Raw genomic sequence first — 17,214 nt, forward strand, 5'->3', positions numbered from 1 at the left:
ATTAAATTATGACTGATGTTATAGATGAGCAAAAGGACTTTGGCTTCGCAAGAGTTTACGGCATTGAACTGAAATACAGCAAGAAGCCGAAGCTGGACAGAGATTTACTATTTGCGAAAATGGAGGCCTACACGGGCCAAGTCGAAGGTCCAGTAACCGAGGGGGAAAATGATCCCAAGCTTGCTGTGTGGGAAGCTAATGAAGCGGAACAGCAGGAAATGCTGCATTTTTTCCATTTAAATTACCAGGTTCAATATACGGATGGGGAGGTTCCTGCTCAGACTTGTCTGATGGAGGTGGACCACCATTCTGTGGATCATTACGCGACCGCTATTCAGCAGGCTTGGCATTGGCCGGAGGCAGCGCAAGCGCTGGAAGGTTGCCACTACTCGTTATTGCTGACAGATCTGATGAATTCCGGGCTAGAGCCAAAAGCCAGATTGCAGCTGTTCACTAGGACGCTACGAGCCATTCTGGAAACGGCACCTTGCGAGGCCATCTATTTTCGGGAAAGTGATAAGCTGGTGGAACCCGGGGCTTATCTGGCTGCGGTGGAACAGGGCGCGATTTTGTATGGGGCAATGAATATACGCTTCTACAATGTCGAGGGCACCGGAAGCGGACGGCGGGAGGGCTTGATGGATTCGCTGGGACTGGCCGCACTGGGGATACCCGATGTGCAGTGTCATTTCTATGATCTGGAGCCAGGTGAAGTAGCTGGACAATTGACCGACATCGCTTATTATCTGTTCGATCAGGGAGACGTTGTTGGTGATGGGGAGACGATTGGTTTCACCGAAGAGATGCGCTGGTGCTGTGAGCACCAGTATGCACTGGCAACGCCGCATCGGGTCGTGTTGGATATTGATCCAGGCGAGCCTTATTATGCTGGAAGACAGGGGCATGGGGAGCAGTACACAAGACGATTAACATAAGATAATCTGCGATCAACCACCTGCTCCAGCAGGTATGGAATAGAGGGGGAGACCCCTCTTTTCGTGCTGCTAAAATACGAGGTGTTAGCCTTTGATGATGGCCCGGTACACAAATTTGGGAAGGGCGGATTGTCTGCGCCAGCGTGATTTTTGACCTTTTACAACAGGGACAGTCAGTAATCTATGTAACCACTCCAGATTGAGCGTCTTCCAGATTCTCGGAGTCGGGTTTACTTTTCCCGCAATAACGTCCAGACTTCCTCCAACGCCAAAAACCACCTTTACTTGACTCAGCTCTTGCTTGTGCTTATAAATCCATTTGTCGGAGTAAGGTGCCCCCATCGCAATAATGAGTATATCCGGCTTGGTATGCGTTATGTTCTTAAGGATGCCAGCTTCTTCTTCCCTGTTGAAAAAGCCATTATGCCGCCCTGCAATTTTAACATTTGGATAGCGTCTGCTGATTTCCTCTACTGCTTTGTGGTTTGTCTCCTCGTCCGTCCCCAGAAAAAAGAAGCTCCAATTTAATTCATTCCCTTGTTCCAAGAGCTGAAGGAGCAGATCATAACCCGTTACTCTTTCAGAAATAGGCTGTCCTTTTCTTTTGGAGGCAATCACTATGCCAATTCCATCGGGAGTAATTAAATCAGCCTCTCTTACGATGGTTTGAAGTTCAGTGTCTGTTTGATGTGTTATTGTGATTTCCGGGTTAGCTGTAATTAGATGATACAGATAGCTCTGTTCCTTCTGGATGTGCCTGGCTAGTTGTTGTGTAGTTTCATCAAGAGTTAACTTGGAGAAGGGAACACCTAATATATTCACTGTACCTTCCACATAATCACCTTCCATTTAATATTATAGAATATTGTAACATATTAGAGTGTTTGAGCTTATATCTTGCTATTTACCGTCGTAACTTTCTCGTATCAAATCCATCATTAGTGATCTCGAAGCTGGAAGATACTCCTCTTTTCGGAGCTGAAGCAGGCCAACAGGGATCGTAGAATCATGCATATCGACCTCTATTTTAACCACCCCTTCCGGCAAGCGCGTTGAATCCAGAATAACACCAACAACATCCAACTCTCGCACGAAGCCTGGAATGGCGGAGATTTGGCTTACGGTATTGAGAAATGGTGCTTTGTCGAATCGGGATAACTCTCTGGATAATCGCAAAGAATATAAGCAGGTGTGCCCACCAGCTATGAGCGGGAAATTCAGCAGGTCTGTGAATGATAGATCCACTTGTTGGGCTAATGGGTGGTTGGCAGGAACGATAAAGGTGATCTTTTCTTCATACAATGGTTCAAAGTGAAAAGAGGACAAGTCTGCCGGCTCGCCGCAAATGGCAAAATCCAGTTCCTTATGCAGCAACGCTTGTGACAGGAAATCGGTATTCCCGATGATGATGTTGCACGCAATCCGGGGCTTACGCTCCCTGAATTGGCGTAGTACGCCAGGTAGCACATGACTAGCTAAGGATTCCAGCCCACCGATGGTCAGGGTTCCAATTTCATCTTGATGCAAGGCTCTGGCCTGCTCCGCTGCATAATTCCAATGCTGGATCAGCTTGTCTACCTCTGACGCATATATGACTCCTGCATCCGTTAACTCCGCTTCCCATCCTCGTTTAAAGAGCTGGATACCGAGTTCTTTCTCCAATCGCTGAATCTGATTCGTAATGGTGGATTGTGCGTAGTTTAATTTTGCCGCCGCTTTGGCGAACGTTCCCTCTTGAATAATAGTGTGAAACGCTGTGAGTTCTCTTAGATCCATGGTTGACACCTCCATCTATATTTTAGAATAAGAATATCAATTTATTCAATTATATAGATGAAGATAGAAATCGTACAATGGAGACATCCCACAAAAGGAGCGAAAAACCATATGCCATTTATTCGTGTAAGCTACCAGGACGGTCAGTACAAGCCTGAGGAGTTGCCTTTGATCAGCGAAGTGATCATGGAGGGACTGGTAGAACATTTTAATGTGCCGGAAGATGACTTTTTTCAAGTCTTTCATGCCCATAAGCCTTATGAATTTTACTACAACCGGAACTATTTGAATGTCGACCGGAGTGATCGGCTGTTGTATATTCAGGTTACTTTGAAGTCGGGCAGAAGCACTGCGCAGAAGACAGGTTTTTATAAAAGCTTGGCTGAAAATTTGGCGAGCAAAGTGAATATTAGACAAGATGATGTATTTGCAATATTAATTGAAACGGAGTTCGAGGATTGGACGTTTGGCAACGGCATTGCGCAGATGCTACAAACTACGGAGAGCCGGAAGGAGGGTGGCTTGGCATGAAGCATCCCCTTATCCAATCGAGTGCGCGGGGTTCTTTTGGAGAGATCGCTCCCGCTTTTGTCCAATATTCCGAAGACGTTCTCTTCGGGGATGTATGGAGAAGGACAGAGCTGTCGCTTCGTGAGCGCAGTCTGATTACTGTAGCTGCATTGGTTGCCGGAGGGCAATCGGAGCAGTTGCCTTACCATCTCCGGCTGGCCCGGGAGAATGGTCTCACAGAAGGCGAACTAGTCGAAGCGATAACCCATCTTGCCTTTTATGCAGGCTGGCCTCGGGCCGCTGCGGCGTTACAGATTGCGAAGGAAGTGTTCGAGTGAAGTAGAGGGTGCCTCAAAGCCATGGGCTTGGGGCGCTCTTTTTTCATTTTGTGCGCTGCTGGAAGAGGCTGGTGATTGGGTGGGGGAAGACCCGTTGGTGGTGGGTAGATGACGTGTCGGTGCGGTTAAGTAGCTGGAAGTTGATGGTGGTGGCTGAGTGAAAGTATTCGTTGGTGGAGGATAGATGGTGTGGCTGGGTGGGGTTAGGTAGCTGGCAGTTGGTGTAGCGAACTAAGAGCATTTTTGCACCTTAATTTCAATCAAAACAGCATTATCAGGGAAATAAGTGCAATATTGTACTCTATTTTCTCAGGATGAGCTTTTTTTCGTGTACACTGCAAAATTAACATACATTTTGCCTCTAAATAGCATTTATACGAAATATATGAGAAATTAACATACGTTTTTGCTCTTAATTCTACTTTACACCAACACATTCCAATCAAAGCGGCTATGTCTCTCGATTGAACGGTTCCTCAGAGCGCTTTATGCTCCAGGGACCGTTCAATAGTTAGATTTTCGTACAAATTTGGAGCTCAACGCAGCAATCAGCACGTTCCCCAATAGCAATCCTACCACTTACGCCGCAAGCAGCGCTTTAGCCTGTTGTTTGCCTGCTGCTAGCAGGCTGTCACTCAACTCGGCATCGTTGACAGAACGGGCCAGTACAACCGTGCCAACCATGGTACTGAGCAGCGCACTGCCGACGGACTTGTCCACCTCTGCGATATTGGAGATAAAGTCAATCATCCGCTCCAGCTCTTGGGTGAAAATATGCCGGACTTCCTCTGAGGCGCGGGAGATTTCGCTGGAAAGAGCGGGCAGTATGCAACCCATCTCTGTGCGATCGCGGTGATGCTGGCTCAAGTAGTAATGGACAACAGCATGAATTTTAGGGCTTTGCGTTTCCTCATCGGCGGCTTTTTGCAAAAGAGCAATTGTGTCACTGATGGCATACTGACAGACTTCGGCCACTAATTGTTCTTTATTCTCAAAATGTGAGTAGAACCCTCCATGAGTCAGTCCGGCCCCTTTCATAATGAACGGAACACTGATCTCACGGATGCCATGGGTGCGAAAAGCCTGGGCTGCACTTTCGATGATTTTGCCGCGAACCTTTAACTTATGTCCTTCGGGATAAGGCATGGCCATCACTCCGTTGTTAAATATAAATGAATTCTTAAAATATTATAATCATCATAATAAAGGGTGTCAAATTGTCTTTACCAGCCTGCTATTCATAAGAAAAGTAAAAAGTGGGCTATTGACGATTCTAAAATATGATGATAATAATATATTACGGTCATAATATTTTAAAAATAAAGGATCGGAGGTAACAAAACATGAGTCAGGTTGAAGTGGTAGATACATTAGTTATTGGATCAGGTCCAGGGGGATATGTAGCAGCCCAGCGTTCCGCCCAGCTCGGATTGAAGACGGCGGTTGTCGAACGTGATCGTCTTGGCGGTGTCTGCACCCATGTGGGTTGCATTCCCTCCAAAGCATTAATTGCGGAGTCACATCGCTTCAGTGCATTCAGAGAGTGGGCGACCGTGGATTCATCAGCTTCCTTTGGAAGTGCCCAGACATTCAAGCAAGCGGTTGTGAATAAGCAGTCAGGTGGAGTAGGTTATTTGATGAAATCTGCCGGAGTTACCGTACTGGAGGGCGAAGCAAGCCTGCTGGATCAGCATACAGCACGTATTGTCCAGGATGGGAAAGAGCAAGTCGTCACTTTTAAAAATGCGATTCTGGCAACAGGTTCTCGTCCAATTGAACTGCCATCACTGCCATTTGGCGGACGTATCCTGTCTTCGACCGAGGCGTTGTCACTCTCCGAGATTCCGCAGAGTCTGGCTATCATCGGCGGAGGATACATCGGCGTGGAGCTCGGTCAGATGTTTGCCAAGTTCGGAACGGAGGTTACGATTCTCGAAGGTGGAGGGCAAGTGCTGCCGGGATTCGAGGCAGAGCTTGCGGCACCTGTGATCAAACAACTGAAGGCTGACGGTATCCAGATCATTACCGGGGCAATTGCTTCTAAAGCTGACCAGAGTGAGGACACCATTACATTGTATTATTCAAAAGATCAAGAGCAGCATCGGTTGACCGTACAATACGCGCTGATTACTGTCGGCAGAAAACCGAATACAGACGGAAGTCTGGGACTAGAGCGCATTGGCTTGCAGGTCACGAACAGAGGCCTGATCGAGACTGACGCACAATGCCGGACGGCTATCCACAATATTTTTGCGATTGGAGATATTACGGCCGGTCCGGCGCTTGCGCATAAGGCTTCTTATGAAGCGAAAATTGCTGCGGAGGCCATTGCAGGACATGCAGCGTCCATAGTTGATTACAAAGCTCTGCCGCTGGTCGTCTTTTCTGAGCCGGAGTTAACAAGTGTTGGGTTAAGTGAGACAGAGGCTCGGAACAAAGGGATATCCGTGGTCATCGGCAAATCACCATTTTCGATTAATGGTAGAGCTCTGGCCCTGAAGGCCGTGGATGGATTCGTGAAAATCATTGCCGATGCGGGCTCGGGGATTGTATTGGGTGCACAAATCGTTGGTGTAGAGGCGTCCACCCTTATTTCGGAGCTGGGACTGGCGATTGAGATGGGGGCCACGGCCTTGGATCTCGCCATGACGATTCATCCCCATCCTACTTTGGGAGAAGTGATTATGGAGGCTGCCGATAGTGCTGCTAGGAAAATTAAGATTCACGCATAGAAACGATCAGATCAAAGGGGAGTCAGAATAATGAAATTGAAAGCAGGTTTATCTATTGGTTTGGCGGTTATATTGATCACAGGCGGCATACTTTTAACTGTCAAAGGCAAGGATGCTGTGACTCAGGCGGAGCACAGAAAACAGGGTATACTGGAGGCGGAGCAGACAACGGTCCTCTATGATAAAAGTCCGGGAGCCATTGTAGCGGTCAACGCGGCCGTAGGCGATTCCGTCAAGCAGGGGCAAAGTCTGTTCACAGTTCAGACGGCAGATGGTGCGGAAGCAGATATCGTCTCGCCGGGAGAGGGTCAGCTTAATAGATTGGTAGTCAAGCCAGGAGATAAGCTACAGCCAGGAATGCCGGTAGCACTCCTGCAAAAGAACACTTATTATACCGATCTTTATGTCCAAGAAGAGGTTATTCAAAAGCTTAAGCTGAATCAGAATGTTACTGTTCATTTCCGTAATTTGGATGAGCCTGTTGAGACCGAGGGTGTGGTAGCTTCCATTGCGACTGCGCCACAATTCGCGAGCCTGCGGATGACACGTGAGAAAGGGCAAGCTGATTTAAGCATGTTCCTGGTCAGAATATCTATGGATGCCAAGGCTGAACTGCTTCCCGGCATGACAGCGGAGGTCGATCTTGATGAACTCGCTAATTGACGAGTGGAAATTCGTAGCGGGCAGCAAGTATGTCCGGATGATTTTCATCGCTCCGCTAATTGCAGCTCTGTTCTTTGGTTTAATGTTCTCCCATAATCAGATTAACAAGTCGCCCGTTATAGTGATTGACGAGGATCACAGTGCCTACTCCAGATCGCTGATTAACAAATTAAATGCATCCCAATATATGCAGGTCACGAATGTTTTTCCTAACCGAATGGAGCCTGACACCTTGTTGGCTAACGAAAAAGCAGTAGCGGTTATTATGCTGCCAAGCCAATTAGAGCTGCGCCAGCTGCAGGGGAAATCATCAAATATCGGCATACTAATGGATAACTCCATGCCTTCCGGATTAACGGGTATCCGAGCCGCGATTTCTGAGGTTATCCAGACGGAAAATACGACCATCTCCCTGACCCGACTGGGCCAAAGTGGAATGGATGCCGATTCTTCCAAGGGACTGGTGTCTCCGTTAGCCCTTCAACAACGAATGCTGTACAACCCGACCACAAGCTATGTCAGCTTTATGGTCTTGGGCTTCGTAAATATCGTTGTCCTAATGATTACTACTACCGCGGCGGGTTCCGTCGCGCCCCGGCTCAGACGGGAAGGGAGACTGTTCGCAGATGGCGTCAATCCGGCACAGCTGTGGCTCCGCAGCGTTCCCTACGCTGTACTGAGTGCACTTTCCTTATTCTTGAGTTACGGACTCCTTAAACAGTTAGGTAGTATGCGCTTTGAGGCTTCACCGTTTCTATTCTTGATTCCGTTATTGGTCTATTCATTTGCCTTATCCATTCTGGGAATGCTTCTAGGGTATTCTGCAAAAGATATTTCCAAGGTCGGTTCCCGGACCAGTATTGTACTGTACCCTTCCTTTCTGGTGACGGGGATACAGCTGAGTCCGCTTGCGTTCCCGAAAGCTTTTCAAATTTCCGCCTGGGCCTTGCCAATGAATTGGCTTAACCGTCTCATTCGCGGAATGGGGTTCCGCGGGGGCTCCCTGACCGCTTACAGTCTGGAAATCGGCGCGTTGTTGATTATTATTGGTGCTGCGGCTTTGTTCATTGGTTTACTAATGCTGCGGGAAGCGGGGAAGACGAACACTGCACTGGAATAATAGTGAATTGACATAACACCAAAAGGTGTTATAATCGGATGTGAACCCAAATGGTGTTACATTGAATACTGGAGGCCAGTTATGTCAACTCAAGAATCATTACCAGAAATCCGTCAGACTATTGTTCTTAATGCCCCAATCGATAAAGTATGGAAGGCTGTTGCCACGGCAGAAGGAATGGCCGCATGGTGGATGCCAAGTACATTTGAACCCGTGTTAGGACATGAATTTATCCTTCATGCCGGGCCATACGGCGATTCGCCTTGTAAAGTAACGGAGCTTGATCCACCGCACCGGCTCGGTTTCAACTGGGGCAAGGATTGGCATCTGGCCTTTGAATTAAAAGAAGTCGACGGCAAGACAGAATTTACCCTGATTCATTCCGGCTGGGACCACAGCAAGATAACCGAATTTGGACAACCCCATCCAATCGTCCGTGGCTTCATGAACAGCGGCTGGGAGAAAATCGTGCAGGAGAAGCTTCCTGCCTACCTCGAGGCCTAATATGCCTGTCGCTGAATCTGGTCATGATGTCTTTCAAGCCATCGCAGATCCTACTCGTCGCAGTTTGTTAAAGCTGCTAGCCGATAAGGAGATGTCCATTGCATCTATTACGGATTGCTACCCGATCAGCCGAACGGCTGTCAATAAGCATCTGCAGGTTCTGTCCGATGCACAGCTTGTCAGCAGCCAGAAGGTCGGACGGGAGACCCGGTACAGACTTCAGCCGGAGCCTTTAGCGGAGCTACAGGAATGGCTGACCTTTTTTGAACAATACTGGTCCAATAAGTTACTGGACCTTAAAGATTATGTCGAGGCTGACTCTGATGACAATTAAAAAACCGGGAGGCGTGTGATTGCACGCTTCCCGGTTTTTTGTTGTACATGTCGCTATCGGTTGCGCCTATCAATATCGGCTACTTCTGCCGCTAACAGTTATACCTAACGATATCGGCTACATCTGGCACTAACGGTTACACCTATCAGTATCGGCTATATCTGTCGCTAACAGTTGTACCTAACGATATCGGCAACTTCTACCGCTAACAGTTGTATCTGTTGCAAAAGCCCCAAATGTTGAGGAATCAACCTAATTGCTGGGCTTTCGCTGTGCCGGATAGTTCGCCTATCGCCAAAGAAGCCAGAATAACAACAAGCGCAGCGATGGAGGTCCAGGCCAAGTGATCCCCCAGGATCAACGTACCAAGCAGGATGCCGAATAATGGAACCAGGTAGTTGGTTAACGATGTGAAGGCGGCGCCGGTTCGTCTAACCAGTGTGTTGTACAGCATGTACACTAGCCCGGCATGGAAAATCCCAAGGATGATGACATATAGAACCTGCTGCCCGCTTAAGTGTAGCTGCATTGGGTTCTCAAAGATAAAGGCCAGCGGCACAAGGACAACCGATGCCACGAGCAGAACGTTGCGCATCGCCAGAATCGACGATATGGGTGGCAGGCGCTTGATCATCAGCAGGGAAGCCGCGAAGCTGACCGCAGCGCCGAGCAGTGCAGCATAACCGACAAAGCTTCCTTTTCCAGCCAAGGATGTCGATGACAGATCAGGAGCGAACAGCAGGCATAGGCCTGCAAAGCCGATCAGTACACTCAGCCATTTTTGCCAGGAGACCTTCTCGCTGGGGACAAAGATTTTCACAAAAACAATGGTGAAGATCGGTATGGAACCTAACAAAATTGAAGCAGTGCTGCTGTTGATGTATTGCTGTCCCCAGCCAATCAGAACGAAGGGAACCACGGCTTCAAACAAGCCGATTAGGATAAAGGACCTCCAGGTGCCGGTTGGCAGAGGGGTACGCTCCTTTTTACCTGTGAATAGATACAGTACAGCTAGGGTAATGGTGCCCAGCACAGCTTTGCTGGCCGCCAGTGTAATCGGCGTAATGTTGCCAATAACCAGATCCACAAAGAAGAATTGGGAACCCCAGATCAGGCCGATGCCTAAGAGAAGCATGTAGTTTAATCGTTTCATCGTTCAATCCCTACCTTCTTCTATATGATGATTGTCTTCATCATCTTAGAGCGGAGTGGTCCTTGATTCAATGCATAAAAAGGTCATCTGTACCGATACAGTTTGGTTTTTCTAGACAAACGTACTTTTATTTCTTGTCCACATTTATACCTTTCCCAAAACGGTTCAATTGCATTTAATAAACAGTATCAAAATTAAGGGAGGTTTTGAGGATGGGAAATAGAAAAGCTGTTAGAGGTTATGACCCTGTTCAGATCTATAACTCTACTTCGTTTAATGCGTCTGGGAAAGTTGAATATGCATCTATTTTTTGTAGTGATGACAACTATAGTGTTCAGCGTGACGAGACTTGGACAGCTTCTAGCCGTGGAGTCTGTTTGGTGACTCAAATCTCCGCAACGGTTAAAACGCCGAGTGGAAATATTCAAGCGGAGCCTTATACTTCTTCCGGTACTTCTTACAGCAGGTTTGCCATTATACAGGTAGGGGTAAACAAGTTCCAAGTGACGCGCATTACAAGTGCAAAAAGACGCAAGTAAAATCCAAAAGCGAGACATTAGTAAGATTAGGTACCAAAATTAAAAAGACGACTAGCCAAAGATAAAAGGCTGGTCGTCTTTTTTCACGTTAATGTTCCTTATACCATAATATTCTGCGATGCATCGAGGGATCTTTCAAGAGCCGGAAAGGGCGCAAGTCCGGTTGGTAATTGCCTTCGATGATCCAAATCCGACGCTTCCTGTCGATACCTATATCGAACCCGACTTGTCTAAGCTTGGGGTAACGCTCACCCAGCTGTTTGGCAGCCAATAGTGCGATCCTTTCTGCTTTGACAAGCAAGCTCCGATCTCCAATCTCGGCTAATTTTAGCGCTTCAAGCACTGGAATGGTGCGGCTAGCCACATTCGTGACTAGATATCCTTGCGCCGCAACTTTTGCGTATGAGCCTGTCACATTCCAGGTGGATGAAGAGCCTTTTTTTCGCTGAACCATTATCCGAATGTCGAACGGCTTGCGCCCAATTTGAGCAAGCTGCAGACGCCTTTGGACAATATATCCACGATCACTGTTTGTTTTACGAAGCCATTTAAGTAATTTATTGGTGTCTCTCATAGTGACCGCATTCTTTTCGTTATGAATACGATAAGCATTCGGACCGTTCCGTTTAATGAACACAATATCCCTACCGTAACGCCCATCGCGAGGTTTCAATACAACGCTTCGATATTGAAGCAGCATTTTCGTTAAAGCGTCTTTCGTAAACAACTGTGTTTCTGGCAACCGTCCGGCGAGAGAGGACCCATCGCGAAGGATGCGATACTGCAACCATTTGTCTCTTTTCATTAACATCGGAATCACAGCCTTTTCCAATCTTCTACGGTAATTCTAAGTCAAATTAGTGATCAACATCAGTGGATATTCGTCCATATTTATGTGGCAAGGGCTTGTAAATCCTGCAAAGGATGGCCCAAAAACTTGCCGTTACAGACAGCGCGGTGAACCGTATTACAAATAGTGGTAAAGCGAAGAGTGGAACTAAAGGTAGACGTTGCGACGCTAAATCTAGAGAAGGACATATTATAAATATTGACATCTCGCACACTTGCTCGGTATAATTCCAACTAATCGGGTTCGATTTATATGTGTTACATTGTTGACCAGTCCACTGGAGACAATTATTCGTTTTTGCGAATAATTGTCTCTTTTTCGTTTACTGGTAATTACCAGATTACCACTTGATCGAGAGAGAGACCAAAAGGGGGAATATTCTTGGAACTGTTGCAAGAGGTGGTACCGTTGTATCACCAGCTCAAAACGTATATCAAACAACAAATCGAAAGCGGCCAATGGCAGCCAGGTATCGCGATTCCAAGCGAGCGGGAACTGGAGAAACTGTTGGGATTGAGCCGTACGCCCATCCGTCAGGCCCTTGGAGAACTTGTTGCGGAGGGATGGCTTGAACGCAAACATGGAAAAGGCACTTTCGTTGCACAGCGTACTTCCGCCGCTGTCACGACGAAGCTGGTCGGACTAGTCGAGCAGCTTCGCAGCCAGGGATTATACCCGACCATTGAAATCGCGGAATTCGGATACTGCGAAGCGCCGGCCGCCGTATCACAGGCACTCGGCATTCCGGCATCTACGCAGATGATCCGTACGGTTAGACGAATTGCGGTATCCAGCGGTCATGTGATAGTGGATGAGAACTATTTCAACATCAATTTATCCGGGGTCATAACGGAAGAGCGGCTTGGGCGCTCAACTGTCTTGGATCTGCTGGAACAGAGCGGAATGAATGTCAAGAAAGGCTCGCAAGGCTACTCAGCAGTCAATGCCGACGCCCGCATCGCCAGACTGCTCGAAGTTCCCGAAGGCACCGCATTGCTAGTCATACAGACACTGTTGTTCAACAACCGCGATCAGCCTTTGCAATATTCCTTGTCTTATTGCAATCCAGAACGCTACACCCATGAGATATTGCTCAGCCGTTAACAAATTCAAAGGAGATGGAATGTCATGAAATTATGGAAAATAGTAACTTTATCTCTCGTCACCGCAATACTAACCATCGTAACGGCCTGCTCGGGCAGCAGTAATAACGGCGCAAAGCCGGTCAATCAGGCAGGCAACGTTTCAAAAGATAATCAACAACAACAACCAGCCTCATCGGAAGAAAATATCGAACTAACGTTTGCTAACTGGATTTCAACGGAGGATGCGACGAAGGATGCCTACAACCAGTTAGTAGAAGGTTTTGAAAACGCCCATCCGAACATCAAGATCAAGTCACTCGGCATCCCGTTCAACGAATACAAAGATCAGGTACTCATTGCCTCTACCGGAGGCAATACGCCGGATGTGCTGATGGCAAACCAGAGCTTCACGCCGGCATTCGGCAATGCAAACATCGTACAGCCGCTAGAAACAATACTTGGCGGTGACATCATCGACGATATTTTGCCTTCGAGCAAAGCAGGAGTCACCTTTAACGGAAAAGTGATCGCTATGCCGTGGGCGCCGCATCCTAATGCACTGTTCTGGAACAAGACGCTGTTCGCCAAAGCGGGTCTCGACCCCAATGCGCCGCCAAAGACGTGGGACGAGCTTCTGAAATATGCGGAGGCAGTCGCAGCGCTTAAACAAGACGATAAAGGCAACCCAATCTACGGTATCGGCGAAGCAAATAAAACCGGCGCTTACACCGGCCAAATGCTGCTCCGTATAACGCTCTCTCATGGCGGTAAGTTCGTTGACGATCAGGGCAAGCTGATCGTCAACCAAGGCTCGGCGCTCGTAGAATCGCTGCAATACCTGCGCGACATCACCAATAAGAATGTTGCCCCGGTCGGCGCCGAGATCAAAGATTTGCGCGCCATGTTCGGGACGGGTTCGCTGGGGATGCTCGTCGACGGCGACTTCGGCCGAAACACGTTCCGAACCACTAGCGGCAAAGGGGAAGTTTTCGATAAAGAGTGGGGCGTGACAACCGTGCCTGTCGGCGCGACCGGACGTTCCGAGACCGTCTTCACCGAGCATCAATTGCTTATCTCATCGTCGACCAAACATGCCGAAGCAGCCGCTGAGTTCGTGAAGTATCTGGTATCTAAGGATGCCATGATTTTGTACCACAAACTTAACGGAGTCATGTCCTCCCGCGCCTCAGTTGCATCATTGCCCGAGTTGAACGAGGACGATTACGCCAAGGTATTCAATGAGCAGATGAAAACGGCGAGCCCATTCCCGACGGGCAACCCTGCGTTCGAACAGGCTATGAAAGAAACGTCCAACTTGACTGTGCTCGCGACAACAACAGCCGAGGATATTCCAGCTATTATCGCCAAGATACTGCCGAAGCTTCAAGAACTGTATGCTGCGAAGTAGGCAATGGCAAACCTTTATTTCAAACACTTATAAGCTAAGGGGGAGGCAGTCTATGTCAATCAAATGGTCTCGCACCCTTAAAAATCAGGCGTTCGGCATGCTGCTTGTCGCGCCCGCGACCCTGCTGTTGTCTGTGACGATTCTAATCCCGTTGGCTCGTTCCATTTCGACGAGCTTCCGGGGCGCTTCGTTGCTTTCGGCTGAACAGCCCTTTATTGGTCTGGCCAATTATAGGGCGTTGTTGTCGGGACAAGAATTTTATCATGCGCTCTCCATTACGCTTCGGTATGTTGCATGCACTGTCGGCATTGAGATTGTTCTTGGACTCGCGAGCGCTTTGCTGCTGAACAGCCGTATCCGATTTCGGGCGTTCTTCCGCAGCATTTTGCTCATCCCGTGGGCGATCCCAACGCTTGTCGCAGCGCTTGTCTTCCTACTGATTTATCAGGCTGATTATGGAGTTTTGAATGGCCTGCTTATCCAGAGCGGATTAACGGACAAGAAGTTGAACGTTCTGAATGATTTAAACTTGGCGCTGTATGGCATCATGGGCGTTGCGATTTGGCGCCAGACGCCGCTGGCCGCCGTAATGACGCTTGCCGGGCTGCAGGGCGTCCCGCGCGACTGGTATGAAGCTGCAACAATTGACGGTGCAAGCAAATTAAAAACATTTTTGTATATTACTCTTCCCGCTTTGAAACCTGTACTCGCTAATGTGACGCTGTTGATGGTCGTTGCCAACTTTCAAATGTTCACGTTATTTTATGCTCTTACCGGAGGCGGACCGGCGGACGCGACTCAATCATTGGCTATTTACACGTACGAAACGGCGTTCCAGGCCTACGATCTAGGTAAGGGCTCGGCAATCGGCGTAATATGGATGCTGTTGCTGCTGCTCATCGCTGTTCCACTTAACCGTGTGGCGCATCGGAGTATGTCATGAAGGGGGTATATCGGCTTCCCACTGTTCGACGTCATCTGCTGACCCGCAGCAATATCGGTGTTTATGTCCTGCTTGCGGTTATTCTCTTGTTGTTTCTATTTCCGGTTTACTGGTTGGTATCGGTCTCACTGCAGACGAACGGCGATCTGTTTCAGTTTCCACCCCAATGGGTTCCGTTCAAGCTGACGATGCAAAGCTATAAGGGTGTCCTGCTCTCGGCGAACTTTCTTACTTTTTACAAAAACACCGCGATTGTCGCGGCCGGATCAACAGCACTTTCAATTGCCGTTTCGATTCTCGCCGGATACGGCCTCTCGCGCTTCCGGTTCCGGGGCAGCCATCTACTGCTCGTCTTCTTTCTATCGTCGCAAATGTTCCCCGCCGTGACGTTATTGATCGGACTGTACACGCTTTACAGCAAGCTTCATTTGCTCAACACCCTGCCTGCGTTGATGTTAGCTGCAACAACGACAGCGCTGCCTTTCTCTATTATGATGATGAAAACATTCATGGACGGGATCGCCGGCGAGTTGGAAGAGGCCGCGGAGGTCGACGGCGCGACACGCCTAAAGGCGCTTATCCATATCGTTTTGCCGTTGACCAAGCCAGGGATCATGGCGGTAACAATCTATTGTTTTCTCGTCGCGTGGGACGATTTTCTGTTTGGCATGACGCTTGTTAGCGATCTCAATATGCGGACTCTCAGTCCGGGGCTGTCCCTTACCTTCCTTGGCGAATTAAGCACCAACTGGTCCGGGGCGGCTGCAGCAGCTGTCACGGCTACAGCCCCGCTGCTCGTCTTGTTTCTGTTTTTGCAGCGGTATATGGTGGAAGGTTTAACCGCAGGAGGAGTTAAAGAATAAGCAAAATGCTTGAAAGGAGAAGAAGTATGGCAACCGTCAGCAAACCGAATGTCCTCATTTTTTTCACCGATCAACAGCGCTGGGACACCACGGGCATCCATGGAAATCCACTGGGGCTGACGCCTAATTTCGACCGAATGGCTGCATACGGTACGCATTTGGAGCATTCCTTCACTTGCCAGCCCGTATGCGGTCCAGCGCGCTCCAGCCTGCAAACCGGTGTTTACGGCACTACATCCGGCTGCTACAAAAACGGTATTCCATTGCCGGAGCATTTAGGGACGCTCGGACAATATTTCGGGCAGGCTGGCTATCAGACCGGCTATATTGGGAAATGGCATCTGGCAGACGAGGAGCCGGTGCCTGCGGCCAAACGTGGTGGCTATGATTATTGGCTTGCCTCGAACGTGCTCGAGTTTTCGTCGGACAGCTACCGAACGGTTATGTACGATAATGACAGCAATCCGGTACGGCTGCCGGGATACCGGGTTGATGCGCTTACCGATGCTGCAATTCGATACATCGACAACCATCAGGAAAATCCATTCTTTCTGTTTGTATCGTATTTGGAGCCTCATCATCAGAATCATATTGACGACTATCCGGCCCCAATTGGCTACCGCGAGCAATATGGCGGCCGCTGGGTTCCGCCCGATCTCGCGGCACTAGGAGGCACCGTCCATCAGCATATCGGCGGTTATTATGGCATGGTTAAACGGCTAGACGAAGCGCTCGGCCGGGTGCTCGACGCTCTTAAAAGCTTGGAGCTGGACGAGCAAACAATTGTACTGTTTACCTCCGATCACGGCAACCATTTCAAGACGCGGAACGAGGAATACAAGCGATCTTGCCATGACAGCTCGATTCGCGTCCCTACAGCTTTTAGCGGCCCTGGATTTAGCGAAGGCCGCAAGCTGCGGCAGCTTGTCAGTCTGATCGACCTGCCGCCTACACTGCTGGATGCCGCAGGAATTAAGGTGCCTGCCCAGATGCAAGGGAACTCGATAATGCCACTCTTGAACGGCGCGGGCTCTTCTCAGCCTTGGCAGGAGGAGGTGTTCGTGCAAATCAGCGAAAGCAGCATCGCTCGAGCGATCCGCACGCGAAAATGGAAATATTGTGTCGTCGCCGAGGGCAAGGACGGTAACGCGCAGGCCGGCTCGGAGGAGTATATCGAGGCTTATATGTACGACCTTGATGCTGATCCGTATGAACTAACGAACCTGATTGGTCTGGACTCTCATCGCGAGGCTGCGGATATCCTGCAAGCCCGTCTGCAGCATCGCATGGCGGCCGCGGGGGAGAGCGTGCCGATCATCCGGCCGGCGCCGGCCGTGCCGGGAGGCCAGCGTCATGTTTCGTTGCAGGAAGCGCGGAGCTGACAACGGAAAGGGCCGCTGTCCTTCTTGCCGGATCGCTTTTCGCATCGCTTGATCTTAATTGCCAGTACTGGTCTCCTTC

At 49.0% G+C, this 17,214-nt stretch carries 19 protein-coding genes; 14 read left to right on the plus strand and 5 right to left on the minus strand.

Annotated elements, in window-relative coordinates:
• Window positions 1–8: 8 nt before the first annotated feature.
• Entirely contained in the window at window positions 9–935 is a 927-nt protein-coding gene (locus ACFVRY_RS15955) for a DUF4261 domain-containing protein (RefSeq protein ID WP_387501199.1), read from the plus strand.
• 84 nt (window positions 936–1,019) lie between these two features.
• Here ACFVRY_RS15955 and ACFVRY_RS15960 read toward each other — a convergent pair whose 3' ends face one another.
• Both ACFVRY_RS15960 and ACFVRY_RS15965 read right to left on the minus strand, forming a co-directional pair.
• Window positions 1,020–1,784: a WecB/TagA/CpsF family glycosyltransferase gene (locus tag ACFVRY_RS15960; RefSeq protein ID WP_387501200.1), complete on the minus strand. Its 765-nt coding sequence runs from the start codon at window positions 1,782–1,784 to the stop codon at window positions 1,020–1,022.
• A gap of 51 nt (window positions 1,785–1,835) precedes the next feature.
• Window positions 1,836–2,711 carry a LysR family transcriptional regulator gene (locus ACFVRY_RS15965; RefSeq protein WP_387501201.1) on the minus strand — a complete coding sequence of 292 codons (876 nt, stop codon included), beginning with the start codon at window positions 2,709–2,711 and terminating at the stop codon, window positions 1,836–1,838.
• 111 nt (window positions 2,712–2,822) lie between these two features.
• Here ACFVRY_RS15965 and ACFVRY_RS15970 point away from each other — a divergent pair, with 111 nt between their 5' ends.
• Both ACFVRY_RS15970 and ACFVRY_RS15975 read left to right on the plus strand, forming a co-directional pair.
• Window positions 2,823–3,242 (plus strand): tautomerase family protein, encoded by a 420-nt coding sequence (locus ACFVRY_RS15970; protein WP_387501202.1) that lies wholly within the window; start codon window positions 2,823–2,825, stop codon window positions 3,240–3,242.
• Entirely contained in the window at window positions 3,239–3,559 is a 321-nt protein-coding gene (locus ACFVRY_RS15975; RefSeq protein WP_387501203.1) for a carboxymuconolactone decarboxylase family protein, read from the plus strand. Before ACFVRY_RS15970 ends, ACFVRY_RS15975 begins: the two co-directional genes overlap by 4 nt.
• Before the next feature lie 579 nt (window positions 3,560–4,138).
• On the opposite strand, the gene ACFVRY_RS15980 is transcribed toward ACFVRY_RS15975, so the two are convergent.
• Complete coding sequence (locus ACFVRY_RS15980) at window positions 4,139–4,705, minus strand: TetR/AcrR family transcriptional regulator (RefSeq protein ID WP_387501204.1); 567 nt, start codon at window positions 4,703–4,705, stop codon at window positions 4,139–4,141.
• A gap of 197 nt (window positions 4,706–4,902) precedes the next feature.
• On the opposite strand from ACFVRY_RS15980, the gene lpdA reads away from it, so the two are divergent.
• The 5 genes from lpdA (at window position 4,903) to ACFVRY_RS16005 (ending at window position 8,912) form a co-directional block, all read left to right on the plus strand.
• The gene (lpdA, locus tag ACFVRY_RS15985; protein ID WP_387501205.1) at window positions 4,903–6,291 is read left to right on the plus strand and encodes a dihydrolipoyl dehydrogenase; all 1,389 of its coding nucleotides are present in this window, start codon (window positions 4,903–4,905) and stop codon (window positions 6,289–6,291) included.
• 30 nt (window positions 6,292–6,321) lie between these two features.
• A complete protein-coding gene (locus ACFVRY_RS15990) occupies window positions 6,322–6,954 on the plus strand; it encodes a biotin/lipoyl-containing protein (protein ID WP_387501207.1) in 633 nt (210 codons plus the stop codon).
• Window positions 6,938–8,074 carry an ABC transporter permease gene (locus ACFVRY_RS15995; protein ID WP_387501208.1) on the plus strand — a complete coding sequence of 379 codons (1,137 nt, stop codon included), beginning with the start codon at window positions 6,938–6,940 and terminating at the stop codon, window positions 8,072–8,074. The genes ACFVRY_RS15990 and ACFVRY_RS15995 overlap by 17 nt, the downstream gene beginning before the upstream one ends.
• An 81-nt stretch (window positions 8,075–8,155) precedes the next feature.
• The gene (locus ACFVRY_RS16000; protein WP_387501209.1) at window positions 8,156–8,578 is read left to right on the plus strand and encodes an SRPBCC family protein; all 423 of its coding nucleotides are present in this window, start codon (window positions 8,156–8,158) and stop codon (window positions 8,576–8,578) included.
• A 1-nt stretch (window position 8,579) separates the two neighbouring features.
• Window positions 8,580–8,912: an ArsR/SmtB family transcription factor gene (locus ACFVRY_RS16005; protein ID WP_387501211.1), complete on the plus strand. Its 333-nt coding sequence runs from the start codon at window positions 8,580–8,582 to the stop codon at window positions 8,910–8,912.
• 247 nt (window positions 8,913–9,159) lie between these two features.
• On the opposite strand, the gene ACFVRY_RS16010 is transcribed toward ACFVRY_RS16005, so the two are convergent.
• On the minus strand, window positions 9,160–10,065 hold the full coding sequence (locus ACFVRY_RS16010) for a DMT family transporter (RefSeq protein ID WP_387501212.1): 906 nt from the start codon (window positions 10,063–10,065) through the stop codon (window positions 9,160–9,162).
• A gap of 212 nt (window positions 10,066–10,277) precedes the next feature.
• Between ACFVRY_RS16010 and ACFVRY_RS16015 the strand changes: the two genes are divergently transcribed.
• Complete coding sequence (locus ACFVRY_RS16015) at window positions 10,278–10,604, plus strand: hypothetical protein (protein ID WP_387501213.1); 327 nt, start codon at window positions 10,278–10,280, stop codon at window positions 10,602–10,604.
• 88 nt (window positions 10,605–10,692) lie between these two features.
• On the opposite strand, the gene ACFVRY_RS16020 is transcribed toward ACFVRY_RS16015, so the two are convergent.
• Window positions 10,693–11,409, minus strand: a complete 717-nt coding sequence (locus ACFVRY_RS16020) for a YheC/YheD family protein (RefSeq protein WP_387501214.1) — start codon at window positions 11,407–11,409, stop codon at window positions 10,693–10,695.
• A 426-nt stretch (window positions 11,410–11,835) separates the two neighbouring features.
• Between ACFVRY_RS16020 and ACFVRY_RS16025 the strand changes: the two genes are divergently transcribed.
• The 5 genes from ACFVRY_RS16025 to ACFVRY_RS16045 are packed head-to-tail and all read left to right on the plus strand — an operon-like array spanning window position 11,836 to window position 17,135.
• Window positions 11,836–12,558, plus strand: coding sequence for a GntR family transcriptional regulator (locus tag ACFVRY_RS16025; protein WP_387501215.1), 723 nt, complete (start codon window positions 11,836–11,838; stop codon window positions 12,556–12,558).
• 24 nt (window positions 12,559–12,582) lie between these two features.
• Window positions 12,583–13,947 (plus strand): ABC transporter substrate-binding protein, encoded by a 1,365-nt coding sequence (locus ACFVRY_RS16030; RefSeq protein ID WP_387501216.1) that lies wholly within the window; start codon window positions 12,583–12,585, stop codon window positions 13,945–13,947.
• Between the two features lie 52 nt (window positions 13,948–13,999).
• The gene (locus ACFVRY_RS16035; RefSeq protein ID WP_387501217.1) at window positions 14,000–14,890 is read left to right on the plus strand and encodes a carbohydrate ABC transporter permease; all 891 of its coding nucleotides are present in this window, start codon (window positions 14,000–14,002) and stop codon (window positions 14,888–14,890) included.
• Window positions 14,887–15,753 carry a carbohydrate ABC transporter permease gene (locus ACFVRY_RS16040; RefSeq protein ID WP_387501219.1) on the plus strand — a complete coding sequence of 289 codons (867 nt, stop codon included), beginning with the start codon at window positions 14,887–14,889 and terminating at the stop codon, window positions 15,751–15,753. The genes ACFVRY_RS16035 and ACFVRY_RS16040 overlap by 4 nt, the downstream gene beginning before the upstream one ends.
• A 26-nt stretch (window positions 15,754–15,779) precedes the next feature.
• Window positions 15,780–17,135, plus strand: a complete 1,356-nt coding sequence (locus tag ACFVRY_RS16045) for a sulfatase family protein (RefSeq protein ID WP_387501220.1) — start codon at window positions 15,780–15,782, stop codon at window positions 17,133–17,135.
• Window positions 17,136–17,214 lie beyond the last annotated feature (79 nt).

Origin of the sequence: Paenibacillus sp. NPDC057934, from assembly GCF_042887565.1 — a bacterium.
Lineage (GTDB): Bacteria > Bacillota > Bacilli > Paenibacillales > Paenibacillaceae > Paenibacillus_AQ.

What these genes read in the sequence shown, in the direction of transcription:
- ACFVRY_RS16045 (WP_387501220.1), top strand. Translation starts at nt 15,780, where the DNA reads ATGGCAACCGTCAGCAAACCGAATGTCCTCATTTTTTTCACCGATCAA.
- lpdA (WP_387501205.1), top strand. Translation starts at nt 4,903, where the DNA reads ATGAGTCAGGTTGAAGTGGTAGATACATTAGTTATTGGATCAGGTCCA.
- ACFVRY_RS15955 (WP_387501199.1), top strand. Translation starts at nt 9, where the DNA reads ATGACTGATGTTATAGATGAGCAAAAGGACTTTGGCTTCGCAAGAGTT.
- ACFVRY_RS15995 (WP_387501208.1), top strand. Translation starts at nt 6,938, where the DNA reads ATGAACTCGCTAATTGACGAGTGGAAATTCGTAGCGGGCAGCAAGTAT.
- ACFVRY_RS16010 (WP_387501212.1), bottom strand. Translation starts at nt 10,065, where the DNA reads ATGAAACGATTAAACTACATGCTTCTCTTAGGCATCGGCCTGATCTGG.
- ACFVRY_RS16040 (WP_387501219.1), top strand. Translation starts at nt 14,887, where the DNA reads ATGAAGGGGGTATATCGGCTTCCCACTGTTCGACGTCATCTGCTGACC.
- ACFVRY_RS15970 (WP_387501202.1), top strand. Translation starts at nt 2,823, where the DNA reads ATGCCATTTATTCGTGTAAGCTACCAGGACGGTCAGTACAAGCCTGAG.
- ACFVRY_RS16005 (WP_387501211.1), top strand. Translation starts at nt 8,580, where the DNA reads ATGCCTGTCGCTGAATCTGGTCATGATGTCTTTCAAGCCATCGCAGAT.
- ACFVRY_RS16020 (WP_387501214.1), bottom strand. Translation starts at nt 11,409, where the DNA reads ATGAAAAGAGACAAATGGTTGCAGTATCGCATCCTTCGCGATGGGTCC.
- ACFVRY_RS16015 (WP_387501213.1), top strand. Translation starts at nt 10,278, where the DNA reads ATGGGAAATAGAAAAGCTGTTAGAGGTTATGACCCTGTTCAGATCTAT.
- ACFVRY_RS15980 (WP_387501204.1), bottom strand. Translation starts at nt 4,705, where the DNA reads ATGCCTTATCCCGAAGGACATAAGTTAAAGGTTCGCGGCAAAATCATC.
- ACFVRY_RS15975 (WP_387501203.1), top strand. Translation starts at nt 3,239, where the DNA reads ATGAAGCATCCCCTTATCCAATCGAGTGCGCGGGGTTCTTTTGGAGAG.
- ACFVRY_RS15990 (WP_387501207.1), top strand. Translation starts at nt 6,322, where the DNA reads ATGAAATTGAAAGCAGGTTTATCTATTGGTTTGGCGGTTATATTGATC.
- ACFVRY_RS15965 (WP_387501201.1), bottom strand. Translation starts at nt 2,711, where the DNA reads ATGGATCTAAGAGAACTCACAGCGTTTCACACTATTATTCAAGAGGGA.
- ACFVRY_RS16035 (WP_387501217.1), top strand. Translation starts at nt 14,000, where the DNA reads ATGTCAATCAAATGGTCTCGCACCCTTAAAAATCAGGCGTTCGGCATG.
- ACFVRY_RS15960 (WP_387501200.1), bottom strand. Translation starts at nt 1,784, where the DNA reads ATGGAAGGTGATTATGTGGAAGGTACAGTGAATATATTAGGTGTTCCC.
- ACFVRY_RS16000 (WP_387501209.1), top strand. Translation starts at nt 8,156, where the DNA reads ATGTCAACTCAAGAATCATTACCAGAAATCCGTCAGACTATTGTTCTT.
- ACFVRY_RS16030 (WP_387501216.1), top strand. Translation starts at nt 12,583, where the DNA reads ATGAAATTATGGAAAATAGTAACTTTATCTCTCGTCACCGCAATACTA.